Source organism: Exiguobacterium sp. s39 (assembly GCF_018618925.1).
Classification (GTDB): Bacteria; Bacillota; Bacilli; order Exiguobacteriales; family Exiguobacteriaceae; genus Exiguobacterium_A; species Exiguobacterium_A abrahamii.
On the sequence record NZ_JACSNA010000005.1, the window covers coordinates 1 to 12802 of the forward strand.

General features: G+C 48.4%; 12 protein-coding genes and 1 other annotated feature. All 12 genes read left to right on the forward strand.

The genetic code is table 11. The features are described from left to right. Positions 1-180: 180 nt before the first annotated feature. The 12 genes from KNQ11_RS15600 to KNQ11_RS15655 all read left to right on the forward strand — a co-directional run bounded on the left by KNQ11_RS15600 (position 181) and on the right by KNQ11_RS15655 (position 12761). Entirely contained in the window at positions 181-636 is a 456-nt protein-coding gene (locus KNQ11_RS15600) for a CtsR family transcriptional regulator (RefSeq protein ID WP_023466578.1), read from the forward strand. A 25-nt stretch (positions 637-661) separates the two neighbouring features. After that, positions 662-1090 (forward strand): hypothetical protein, encoded by a 429-nt coding sequence (locus KNQ11_RS15605; RefSeq protein ID WP_029343073.1) that lies wholly within the window; start codon positions 662-664, stop codon positions 1088-1090. Beyond that, positions 1083-2156, forward strand: coding sequence for a protein arginine kinase (locus KNQ11_RS15610; RefSeq protein WP_214772575.1), 1074 nt, complete (start codon positions 1083-1085; stop codon positions 2154-2156). Before KNQ11_RS15605 ends, KNQ11_RS15610 begins: the two co-directional genes overlap by 8 nt. Next, entirely contained in the window at positions 2156-4603 is a 2448-nt protein-coding gene (clpC, locus tag KNQ11_RS15615) for an ATP-dependent protease ATP-binding subunit ClpC (RefSeq protein ID WP_023466588.1), read from the forward strand. Before KNQ11_RS15610 ends, clpC begins: the two co-directional genes overlap by 1 nt. A 76-nt stretch (positions 4604-4679) precedes the next feature. Next, positions 4680-6056, forward strand: a complete 1377-nt coding sequence (radA, locus tag KNQ11_RS15620; protein ID WP_029343076.1) for a DNA repair protein RadA — start codon at positions 4680-4682, stop codon at positions 6054-6056. A 127-nt stretch (positions 6057-6183) separates the two neighbouring features. Beyond that, entirely contained in the window at positions 6184-7269 is a 1086-nt protein-coding gene (locus KNQ11_RS15625; RefSeq protein ID WP_023466590.1) for a PIN/TRAM domain-containing protein, read from the forward strand. 132 nt (positions 7270-7401) lie between these two features. After that, on the forward strand, positions 7402-8085 hold the full coding sequence (ispD, locus tag KNQ11_RS15630) for a 2-C-methyl-D-erythritol 4-phosphate cytidylyltransferase (RefSeq protein ID WP_214772577.1): 684 nt from the start codon (positions 7402-7404) through the stop codon (positions 8083-8085). 2 nt (positions 8086-8087) lie between these two features. Continuing rightward, positions 8088-8570 carry a 2-C-methyl-D-erythritol 2,4-cyclodiphosphate synthase gene (ispF, locus tag KNQ11_RS15635; RefSeq protein ID WP_029343079.1) on the forward strand — a complete coding sequence of 161 codons (483 nt, stop codon included), beginning with the start codon at positions 8088-8090 and terminating at the stop codon, positions 8568-8570. Positions 8571-8613: 43 nt separating this feature from the next. Continuing rightward, positions 8614-10062 carry a glutamate--tRNA ligase gene (gltX, locus tag KNQ11_RS15640; protein WP_023466595.1) on the forward strand — a complete coding sequence of 483 codons (1449 nt, stop codon included), beginning with the start codon at positions 8614-8616 and terminating at the stop codon, positions 10060-10062. Then, positions 10062-10280, forward strand: a binding site (T-box leader). Its footprint overlaps the gene before it by 1 nt. A 9-nt stretch (positions 10281-10289) precedes the next feature. Beyond that, complete coding sequence (gene epsC, locus KNQ11_RS15645; RefSeq protein WP_353049821.1) at positions 10290-11009, forward strand: serine O-acetyltransferase EpsC; 720 nt, start codon at positions 10290-10292, stop codon at positions 11007-11009. Beyond that, positions 10963-12360 (forward strand): cysteine--tRNA ligase, encoded by a 1398-nt coding sequence (gene cysS, locus KNQ11_RS15650; protein ID WP_058705176.1) that lies wholly within the window; start codon positions 10963-10965, stop codon positions 12358-12360. Before epsC ends, cysS begins: the two co-directional genes overlap by 47 nt. Next, positions 12357-12761, forward strand: a complete 405-nt coding sequence (locus KNQ11_RS15655; protein ID WP_023466600.1) for a Mini-ribonuclease 3 — start codon at positions 12357-12359, stop codon at positions 12759-12761. Before cysS ends, KNQ11_RS15655 begins: the two co-directional genes overlap by 4 nt. Positions 12762-12802 lie beyond the last annotated feature (41 nt).

The window sequence follows — 12802 nt, forward strand, 5'->3', positions numbered from 1 at the left end:
CCGAAAGTAGTTGGGGGCTTCCCCCTGTGAGGATAGGACGTTGCCAGGCACTTGACCGATCTGCAGATTGCAGGTCGGTCTTTTTGTGTTTTCTAAAAAGCCTTATCAGTTGCATTTCTTTTTTTAGATGATTACTATTAAATCAAACAATAGTCAAAGATGGTCAGAGAGGTGGTGCCAATGCAAAACATCACAGATATCATCGAAGCCTATTTAAAGCAAATTTTACACGACGAAAAGACGATTGAAATCAAACGTCAAGAAATTGCACAACGTTTTGACTGTGTTCCATCACAAATCAACTACGTCATCAATACTCGTTTTACGGTCGAAAAGGGTTATTTTGTTGAAAGTAAACGGGGTGGCGGTGGATACATTCGGATTCAAAAAATCGTTGTGCTCGATAGTCACGATCTATTAGACGAAGTCAGTTCATGGATTGGTGATCATTTGACGGAACAAGCTGCAGAAGATTATTTGATTCGTTTGATGAACGAACAATTATTGACGCGGCGGGAAGCTATTTTGATTCAATCGCTGTTGCAAAAAGAGAGTTTGCCAATGGCGGTCGAAGATCAACACCGGATGCGTGCCCACTTGATGCGGACGCTTCTTCAAACCATGAAGCGACTCTAGTCGTCGGACATTGGAGGAATGCATGATGCGTTGTCAACGATGTGGCGAACGAGAAGCAATCGTCCGTGTCAAACTTCCACAAGAATCGGAAACCGATGAGAAGTTCTTATGCTCGGTTTGTGTGCGGGAGTTAGCACGTGAATATCAAGGGACGGCGTGTCCGTCTTGTGGTATGACCCGTCAACAATTGCTTCATCTTCGTAAAGTCGGTTGCCCGACTTGTTATTCATTTTTTAAAGACGAAGTCGACGGCATGGTTCGTCAGTTCCAACACGGTCATACGCAACATTATGGCTCACGGCCTGATGAGGAATCCGTTGAAAAACGATTGAACCAGCAGCTCAGTCGATTGAAAGAACAACTTAACCGCAAAATCTTAGCAGAAGATTATGAAGAAGCAGAAATCATAAAACAACAGATTGAGAGTGTCGAGGAGGATTTGCGTCATGTTTGAAGAGTTGCTCCAACACCCTTTAAGCGAATCGATGAATCAATCTTCTCCCTTTGACGACATCGTCGTTTCGACACGGATTCGATTGGCGCGTAATACGACACGTTATCCGTTCTCAACGATGTTGTCAGAAGCACAAGCGAATGCGCTCATTGAAGAGACCGAACGCCAACTAAACGGGATGAAAGGGTTCCGGTTTGGTCGCGTCGATCAAGCAGATGTTCTGACGCGAACCGCTTTAGTAGAAAAGCATCTGATCAGTCCAGCGTTAGCAAGTCATCCACGGACAGGACTCTTCATTAGTGAGGATGAGCAGATCAGTGTCATGGTAAACGAAGAGGATCATTTCCGAATTCAGACATTATTACCTGGGCTACAGCTTGAAGAAGCGTTTCGGATTGCAAAACAAGTCGATCGCTTGATCAGTGAACGATTTAAAATTGCTTTTGATGATACGCTTGGTTATTTAACGACATGTCCGAGTAACGTCGGAACAGGTCTTCGTGCTTCCGTGATGTTGCACTTACCGGGACTGGTCCTGACGAATCAGATTCAAGGCTATATCAAACACTTACGACAGCTCGGATTCGCGATTCGTGGGCGTTACGGAGAGGGAAGCGATGCCTCTGGTCGCATGTTCCAACTTTCGAACCAACGGACGCTTGGGGCAAGTGAGGATATGCTGATCACGGACTATCAATTTGCCGTCGAAGCATTAATTGAAGCAGAACAGGTAGCACGAAAAGGATTATTGGAGATGTATCAAGAAGAACTAGAGGACAGACTATATCGTTCCTACGGTATCCTGACATCAGCTCGACTGATTACAGCGCGGGAAGCAACGGAACGACTATCGGATGTTCGCTTAGCAGACAGTCTGGGACTAGAGGTCAATCTTCCTCCAAATCTTTTTCATCAACTGCTCGTTTCATTACAAACAGGTTTTCTACAAAAGCATTTCGGGAAACAATTAACATCTAGAGAACGGGACATCGAACGGGCGAAACGAATCCGGACGATGTTAACCGAACAGACAAACAGGGATCACACACAAGGAGGTTTTGCATAATGATGTTTGGACGATTCACAGAACGTGCACAACGTGTATTGGCACTTGCTCAAGAAGAGGCAGTACGGTTGGGTCACCACAATATCGGAACAGAACACATTTTACTCGGACTTGTACGTGAAGGAGACGGAATCGCTGCGAAAGCCTTAACAGCACTCGGTCTCAGTTCAGATAAAATTCAAATGGAAGTCGAAGCATTGATTGGTCGCGGACAAGATGGTGCAACGACGATTCACTATACACCACGTGCGAAAAAGGTCATTGAGTTATCAATGGATGAGGCACGTAAACTGGGTCACTCTTACGTTGGGACAGAACACCTCTTGCTCGGATTGATTCGAGAAGGAGAGGGCGTTGCTGCTCGTGTCTTGAATAACTTGGGTATCAGTCTTTCAAAAGCCCGTCAGCAAGTACTCCAGTTGCTCGGGAACAGCGAAACGACAGCAAACGCGTCGCAAGCAGGTTCAGGTGTCGCAACACCAACACTTGATGGTCTTGCTCGTGATTTGACACAACAAGCGCGCGAAACACGTCTTGATCCAGTTATCGGTCGTGCGAAAGAAATTCAACGTGTCATCGAAGTCTTGAGCCGCCGGACGAAAAATAACCCGGTCTTGATCGGGGAACCAGGGGTCGGTAAAACGGCTGTCGTCGAAGGTCTCGCTCAACAAATCATCAACAATGAAGTACCGGAGACGTTACGCAATAAACGTGTTATGGTACTCGACATGGGGACACTTGTCGCTGGTACGAAATACCGTGGTGAATTCGAAGATCGTTTGAAAAAGGTCATGGATGAGATTCGTCAAGCGGGGAACATCATTCTCTTCATTGATGAGTTGCATACATTGATCGGAGCGGGTGGAGCAGAAGGTGCGATCGATGCATCGAACATCCTTAAACCATCGCTCGCACGAGGCGAACTCCAGTGTATCGGAGCAACGACTCTTGATGAGTACCGGAAATACATCGAGAAAGATGCGGCACTCGAACGTCGTTTCCAACCTATCCAAGTCGCAGAGCCAACAACGGATGAAGCAACACAAATCCTATTTGGTCTTCGCGATCGTTATGAAGCACACCACCGTGTGACGATCACAGACGAAGCGATTCAAGAAGCCGTCACATTGTCAGATCGATACATTTCGGATCGTTTCCTTCCGGATAAAGCGATCGATTTGATTGATGAAGCAGCATCGAAAGTTCGGTTGCGTTCATACACAGCACCACCGAACTTAAAAGAAGTCGAAGCAAAACTCGAAGGCATCCGCAAGGACAAGGACGAAGCGGTCCAAAGCCAAGAGTTCGAAAAAGCAGCAAGCCTCCGCGATACGGAACAAAAATTACGCGATGAGCTTGAGCGTTTGAAAGAGGAATGGCAGAATAAACAAGGCAACGAAAAACTTGAAGTCACAAAAGATGACATCGCACAAGTCGTTGCCAACTGGACAGGTGTACCGGTCACGAAGATCGCGGAAGAAGAGACGGATCGTCTCCTTCGCCTCGAAGAAATCCTTCACGATCGTGTCATCGGACAAAATGAAGCCGTTAAATCAATTTCAAAAGCCATCCGTCGCGCACGTGCTGGACTCAAAGATCCAAAACGTCCGATTGGTTCGTTCATCTTCCTCGGTCCTACTGGGGTTGGTAAGACAGAACTCGCCCGTGCGGTTGCCGAAGCGATGTTCGGAGATGAGGATGCGATCATCCGGATCGACATGTCAGAGTACATGGAGAAACATGCAACGAGCCGTCTCGTCGGATCACCTCCGGGATATGTCGGTTACGAAGAAGGCGGTCAATTGACGGAAAAAGTTCGTCGGAAACCATACTCGGTCATCTTACTTGATGAAATCGAGAAGGCGCACCCGGAAGTCTTCAACATTCTCTTGCAAGTACTTGATGATGGACGCTTAACAGACTCGAAAGGTCGGACGGTTGATTTCCGTAACACGATCATCGTCATGACATCGAACGTCGGTGCAAGTGCCCTTAAACGTAATAAATATGTCGGATTCGCTGTTTCTGAAGATACGGATCGCGAATACAAAGACATGAAAGATAAAGTCATGGAAGAACTCAAACGGGCGTTCCGTCCAGAGTTCTTGAACCGGATTGATGAAACGATCGTCTTCCACTCACTCGAGAAACAACACATCGAAGAGATCGTGAAGTTGATGGCGAAAACCCTTGAAAAACGTTTGGCTGAACAGGAAATTCATTTCGAATTGACACCAGCTGCCCTCTCGAAGATTGCCGATATCGGATACGATCCAGAGTACGGCGCACGTCCAATCCGTCGTGCCCTTCAACGGGAAGCGGAAGACCGGTTGTCAGAAGCATTGCTCGCAGGCGATATCCAAAAAGGAGAACGTGTTGCGCTTGATGTCGAAGAGAACGAATTCATCGTTCGCCGGAATCACGTGAGTTCTGCCGCAACGGAATAAGAACTGAGCACAGGGCCAGCTTTCGCACTTTCTGAGCGAAGCTGGTTCTTTTTTTGAAACAGAAAGGATGAATCGATTGGCTAAGTTAAAAACAAAATTCGTTTGTCAAAGCTGTGGGACCGAATCACCGAAATGGATGGGACGTTGTTCCGGGTGCGGAGAATGGAACACGATGGTCGAAGAAGTCGTCGAAGAGAAAAAAGGGCGGCGCGGTGCAGCTTTCGTTCATACGACAACAAAACAATTGAAGCCAGAGCGCCTCGCGAACATCGTCTCGCAAGAAGAGAGTCGCGTCTTTACCGGAAGTGGTGAATTCGACCGTGTCCTCGGAGGCGGTATCGTTCCAGGTTCGATGGTGCTTGTTGGAGGAGATCCGGGAATCGGGAAGTCGACGATCTTACTTCAGACGAGCGCACGTCTTGCCCAACGCGGCGAAAAAGTGCTCTACATCTCAGGAGAAGAATCGCTCAAACAAACTAAATTGCGCGCGGAACGGCTTGGCTTACCGACTCAGGATTTGTTCGTCCTTAGTGAGACGGATATGAATATGATTGAACGTGTCGTCGATGAAGAACAGCCACGTTTTTTAATCATTGACTCGATTCAAACCGTCTACATCGATGAAATCCAGTCTGCACCCGGGAGTGTGACACAGGTACGTGAATGTACGGCGATGCTGATGAAAATTGCGAAGAGTCGCGGGATTGCGATCTTCATCGTCGGTCACGTCACGAAACAGGGTTCGATTGCTGGACCACGTTTACTGGAGCACATGGTGGATGCTGTCTTGTATTTCGAAGGCGAACGTCATCATACGTTCCGGATTCTGCGTGCCGTCAAAAACCGATTTGGTTCAACGAATGAGATCGGAATTTTTGAGATGCGGGAGTCTGGTCTTGAAGAGGTCTTGAATCCATCAGAAATTTTCCTCGAGGAGCGGACGTCCGGTGTATCCGGTTCGACGATCGTCGCTTCCATGGAGGGGACACGGACGGTCCTTGTCGAACTGCAAGCACTGATTTCACCGACGTCATTCGGAAATCCAAGACGGATGGCGACCGGAATCGATCAAAACAAGGTAGCCTTATTGATGGCTGTGCTTGAGAAACGGTCGGGTCTTCTCCTTCAGACACAAGATGCGTACCTCAAGGCAGCCGGTGGTGTGAAGCTTGATGAACCGGCGATTGACTTGGCGGTTTGTGTGGCAATTGCTTCTAGTTTCCGTGACAAGCCGACGCGTCCGACAGATGTTGTGATTGGTGAGGTCGGATTGACAGGTGAGGTTCGCCGTGTATCGCGGATTGAACAACGTGTAGCAGAAGCAGCTAAACTCGGTTTCACGCGGGCGATCATTCCGAAAAACAACTTGGGTGGTTGGACGTATCCGGACGGAATTACGGTCGTCGGTGTCGAGAGTGTGGACGAAGCATTACGTGAAACGATTCCGTTTTAAGCTGGAATGACGCAAAAAATGGGGGAACTGTAATGGATATGTAAACAGTTTCCCCTCCTTACGGCGTAGGTAGTTCAAATCAGTACATGTTACAATGAACTTAAAATAAGCAAAGGAGGTGAGAAGATTGAAAATCGTCATTCGGGTATTTTTTGCATTACTCGGACTTGCCCTCGGAATCTTGTTGCTTCCTCAGTTCTTCCAATTAATTGAAACGGCAACGAATACGACATTCCCTGCATGGTTGATGAGCGAATACGTAACTGGAACGATTGGTGCACTCATATTCTTATTAATTGGATTATTCATTACGGATTCGGTAATTCGACTTCTCCGATTTTTAGAAGAACGGCTCGTCAAAGCCCCAGTAGCAGATCTCTTTTTTGGAACATTTGGTTTGTTGATTGGGTTGGTACTGGCCTTTCTCGTCAGTACATTGATTGATTTAGTAGGTATTCCTGTCCTCAGTAACGTCTTAACAATCTTCGTGACCGCGTTATTCGGATATCTTGGCTTTACGGTCGGATATCGTAAACGTCATGAATTGACGAAAATCTTCTTACGTAGCAACCAAAGTGAGAAAAAGGCGACGCCGGAAGTCGTCGTCCCAGTTAAATCAAACAGCAAGGTACTTGATACAAGCGTCATCATCGACGGACGGATTACGGATATCACGAAAACCGGCTTCGTTGAAGGAAAACTGATCGTCCCGCAATTCGTCATCGGTGAGTTGCAATACATCGCCGATTCTTCCGATACGTTGAAACGAAACCGTGGACGTCGTGGACTCGATGTCTTAAAAGAGTTACAAGAGATCCCTGGAGTCGAGGTCGAAATTTATGATGGCGATTTCGAGGATGTACCGGAAGTCGATATTAAGCTGATCAAACTCGCGGAACTCGTCAAAGGGATCGTCGTCACGAACGACTATAACTTGAACAAAGTCTGTGAAGTCCGACATGTTCCTGTTCTTAACATCAATGATCTGGCGAATGCCGTCAAACAAGTCGTCATTCCAGGAGAAGAGATGACCGTCCTTGTCATCAAGGAAGGAAAAGAACAAAAACAGGGCATTGCCTATCTCGAAGATGGGACGATGGTCGTTGTTGAAGGAGGCAAACATCTCATTTCGAAAACGATTGGCGTTGTCGTCACGAGTGTCTTGCAGACGTCAGCTGGACGAATGATTTTTGCGAAACCACAAGAAAAATGAGACACTATGCCTAGAGAGACATCGAGAGGCATTCGGATAGACCCCGCAACGGATTCGATTTCATGATCGAGTCCGTTTTCGGTGTGATGGAATGGATCACGATGATCAGTGAGAGAGAAAAGAGGGAATGGGATGTCTACAGCCACATATCGCGTCGTCATCCCCGCTGCCGGTGCTGGTAAGCGGATGGGCGCAGATCGTAATAAATTGATGCTTGAACTAAGAGAACGTCCAATCATCGCTTGGACACTGGATGTCTTCGAGGCAGATCCGGCATGTACGGAAATCGTCCTTGCGATCAATCCACTAGAACAGGAATGGTTTACAAGTCTTATCGCGTCTTATAAGACATCGATTAGACTTGTCGCGGGTGGTGCCGAACGTCAGGAAAGTGTGCTCCGTGGTCTTGAGGCGTTAGAAGGCGAAGGGATCGTTCTGATCCATGATGGGGCCCGACCGTTTATTTCACAAGCAGCGATTCATGCAGTCGTCCAGGCAGCAGTCCTAGATCAGGCGGCGATTCTTGCCGTGCCGATTAAAGACACGGTCAAACGGATTGAAGCGAACCACATCAGCGAGACCGTCCCACGGGAACATCTGATGGCAGCGCAGACACCACAAGCGTTTGATCTTGCGACGATTCGCACGGTTCACGAAAAAGCGGCAACGAAATACCTAGGAACCGATGATGCAAGTTTGATAGAATGGGACGGAGGAAAAGTAACGATCGTCCACGGTCACTACGAAAATATCAAGATGACGACACCGGACGATTTGTGGTTCGGTGAAGCGATTCTAATGAAACGAGGGAAATGACGATGATTCGAATTGGACAAGGTTTTGATGTACATGCCTTTGCAGAGGATCGGAAATTGATTTTAGGCGGCATCGAGATTCCGCACACGAAAGGATTGCTCGGTCACTCGGATGCAGACGTCTTGTTACATACGATTGCCGACGCGGCACTTGGTGCAATCGCAGCAGGGGATATCGGAAAACATTTTCCGGATACGGATCCGGAATTCAAGGATGCCGATTCAGCAAAATTGCTGCAACATGTCTACGCGCTCGTTAAACAACAAGGGTATGAGCTTGGCAACCTAGATGCGACAGTCATCGCACAGGCACCAAAGCTTCGTCCGTACATCGACACGATGCGTGCGCGAATCGCGGAATTACTCGAAGCGGACATTGAACAGATCAATGTCAAGGCAACGACGACGGAATGGTTAGGTTTTACGGGACGAGAAGAGGGAATCGCTTGTCAAGCAGTGATTCTACTGAAACGAATCGAAGAATAAGGTATACTAGATAAGCGAATTTTAGTCGAAGGAGTGATTGGCAATGGCAGAAGTACGAGTACGTTATGCCCCAAGTCCAACAGGACACTTGCATATCGGGAATGCCCGGACTGCATTATTTAACTATCTCTTTGCGCGCCACTTAGGCGGTAAGATGGTATTACGAATCGAGGATACGGACCAAAAGCGGAACATCGCAGGTGGTGTCGAGAGTCAAATGAAGAACCTCGAGTGGCTCGGTGTCGATTGGGACGAAGGTCCAGGTCGCGGTGGCGAGTACGGTCCTTATTCACAAATGGAGCGTCTCGATATCTATCAAAAGTACACGGATGAGTTACTTGAAAAAGGACTTGCTTACCGTTGCTACATGACATCGGAAGAGCTCGAAGCAGAACGCGAAGCACAAATCGCACGTGGAGAAGCACCGCGTTATTCAGGAGCACACCGTAACCTGACAGCAGAACAAGAAGAAGCGTTCCGCGCAGAAGGTCGCACGCCGTCCATTCGGATCCGTGTACCGGAAGATGTCACGTATACATGGAATGATATCGTTAAAGACGATGTCTCATTCGAATCAAAAGACTTCGGTGACTGGGTCATCGTCAAAAAAGACGGCATTCCGACGTATAACTTTGCCGTCGTCATCGACGATCACTTGATGGCGATCAGCCATGTTCTTCGTGGGGATGATCATATTTCGAACACACCGAAACAGATGATGATCTATGATGCGTTCGGTTGGGAATACCCGACGTTCGGTCACATGACATTGATCGTCAACGAATCACACAAGAAACTCTCGAAACGTGATCACTCGATCATTCAGTATATCGAGCAGTATAAAGAGCTCGGTTATCTCCCGGAAGCATTGCTCAACTTCATCACGCTTCTCGGTTGGTCACCAGTCGGCGAACAAGAGATCTTCACGAAAGAAGAGTTCATCGAAATCTTTGACGCGGATCGTCTCTCGAAGAGTCCAGCTGTCTTTGACCAAAACAAATTGGCTTGGATCAATAGCCAGTACATGAAACATCAATCGTTCGAAGAAGTATTCGAAGCAAGTCTTCCGTTCCTACAAGAAGCAGGTCGCGTCGAAGCGTCACCTTCAGAAGAAGAGCTCGCTTGGGCACGTGATCTTGTCGCGTTATACCGCGAACAGATGACGCATGGCGCGGAAATCGTCAAGCTTTCAGAGATGTTCTTTGAGGACGAAGTGGTGTATGATGAAGAGGCAAACACTGTCTTGAGTGGCGAGACGGTTCCGACTGTACTTGCAGAATTCGCGAACCAGTTACGTGCTCTCGAAGAGTGGACACCAGAAGCAATTAAAGCATCGATCAAAGCGACGCAAAAAGCGACTGGTCAAAAAGGAAAGAATTTATTCATGCCAATTCGTGTCGCGACGACAGGACAGACGCATGGTCCAGAACTCCCGAACACGATTCAATTACTAGGAAAAGACCGTGTGCTTGCACGGCTTGAAGCAGAATAACGAAAGCGTAGACGAGGAAAGTAACGATGCGTCTTCTTCTCCAGAGACAAGCTCGAATGGTGCGAGGGCTTGAAGAAGCGAATCATGAAATGCCCCTCTGAGTGCTGCCCGAAATCCGTGAGAGTAGGCGCAGACGTATCTCCGGCGTTAACGGACGTCGAGAGGGACGAGTCAATCGTCCAAACAGAGTGGGACCGCGCTTCGTTAGCGTCTCTGTGCAGCAATGCATAGAGGCGCTTTTTCTTATGGAGAGGAGAACGTATATGACACGGATACGAGAAGATATCCGCAATGTGTTTGAGCAAGATCCAGCTGCCCGCAGCACGTTAGAAGTCATTTTGACATACCCGGGCTTACATGCGATTTGGATGCATCGTCTGGCCCATCGACTCTGGAACGCAAAGTTCCGCTTACTCGGTCGATTAATTTCGCAGTTCAGTCGCTTTTTGACAGGCATCGAGATTCATCCAGGAGCGACGATCGGACGCCGATTCTTTATCGACCACGGGATGGGTGTCGTCATTGGTGAGACGACGATCATTGGTGATGACGTCACGTTGTTTCAAGGCGTGACACTCGGCGGAACGGGGAAAGAAACAGGAAAGCGTCATCCGACGATTGAAGACGGCGTACTTGTCTCTGCCGGTGCCCGTGTCCTTGGTGATATCACGATTGGGGCATACTCAAAAATCGGTGCCAGTTCTGTCGTCTTAAAACACGTTCCTCCCAATGCGACTGTCGTCGGCATTCCGGGACGTGTCGTCATTCAAGACGGCATGAAGGTCGAAGCACCACTTGATCATCGTTTCCCGGATCCGGTCAGCGAATGCCAAGAGCGGATTGAAATAGAACTAGAAGTATTAAAACAAGAAATTGAACGGATTAAAGGAGGGCGACGTCATGATTCAACTGTACAACAGCATGACCGGAAAAAAGGAACCATTTAAACCATTAGAAGAAGGAAAGGTCAAGATGTATGTCTGTGGCCCGACGGTTTACAACTACATTCATATCGGGAACGCACGTCCAGCAATCGTTTTCGATACGGTCCGTCGCTACTTCACATACCGCGGATACGAAGTCAAATATGTCTCGAACTTCACGGACGTCGATGATAAGATCATCCGGACAGCAAACGAACTCGGAGAAGACTATCATGCGTTGACGAAACGTTTCATTGAGGCGTATCACGCGGATACGGGCGCCTTGAATGTCCAAAAAGCGGATATCCATCCACTCGTCACGGAAACGATGGACGATATCATCGCCTTCATCGAAGTCCTCGTCGAAAAAGGCAATGCCTACGCATCGAGCGGGGATGTCTACTTCCGGACGCGTAGTTTCAAGGATTATGGTCAATTGAGCCAACAGTCGATCGATGAATTGCGTGCAGGTGCACGAATTGAAGTCGGAGAGAAAAAAGAAGATCCGCTTGATTTCGTGCTCTGGAAAGCAGCAAAACCAGGTGAGCCGGCATGGACAAGTCCATGGGGCGAAGGACGACCAGGCTGGCACATCGAGTGCTCGGCGATGGCGAAGAAATACCTCGGGGAGACGATTGATATCCATGCTGGTGGACAAGACTTGAAGTTCCCGCACCATGAGAATGAGATCGCCCAGTCGGAAGCATGCAACTCACAGAAATTCGCGAACTACTGGATGCATAACGGGTTCTTGAACATCGAAAACGAGAAGATGTCGAAGTCGCTCGGTAACTTCTTGACGGTCCATGAAGCGATCCAAGCGGTTGATCCGATGGTGTTACGTTTCTTCATGTTATCGGTTCAGTATCGTCACCCGATCAACTACAGTCGTGAACTGATCGATCAAGCAGCGAATGGTCTCGCACGGATTCGGGAATCGGTCGCAAACATCGAACACCGCCTTGAAATGACGGCCGATCTCGGAACAGGTGACGAGAAGTGGTTGAATCGTCTAGCGGCGATCAAGGAACATTTCATCACATCGATGGATGATGATTTCAATACAGCGAACGCTGTGACGGATTTATTCGATCTCTCGAAAGAAGCCAACTTGTACCTTGGAGAAGCACATGTGTCGAAACAGGTGCTCGAACAGTTCCTCGCACTCTTCTCGGAATTATCAGATGTTCTCGGTGTCACGTTGACAGTCGACAAAGGCTTACTCGATGAAGAAGTCGAACAGTTGATCGAAGAGCGGAACACAGCCCGTCAAAATCGTGACTTCGCACGAGCGGACGCAATCCGCGATCAGCTACGTGATCAAGGGATCTTGCTGGAAGACACAGCGCAAGGGATGCGGTGGAAGCGCGGATGAAGAACTACAAACAACTGAATGCACTCGCGTTAGCGTACATGGGCGATGTCGTCTATGAGATTCGTGTGCGGGAGCGATTGCTCGAACAAGGTTATGTGAAGCCGGGCGAGTTGCATAAAGCAGCTGTCCGGTACGTTCGGGCTCAAGCACAAGCGACGGTCGTGACGCACTGGTTGAACACGGATGCGCTGACGGAAGAAGAAGCAGCGGTCGTTCGGCGCGGAAAGAACGCGAAATCCGGTTCTGTTCCGAAGAGCACGGACGTCCACACGTATCGCTACGCGACAGCATTTGAAGCATTGCTCGGTTATATTTATCTTTCAGAAGGAGGGGATCGCCTTGAAGAACTCATCGGACAAGCGTTCGAACTACTCGAAGCCGAAAAAACAGACGAATCCTAAGGCTACCGGTGCGAAGCCGAAAACGAAGGCACAGCGCCCAG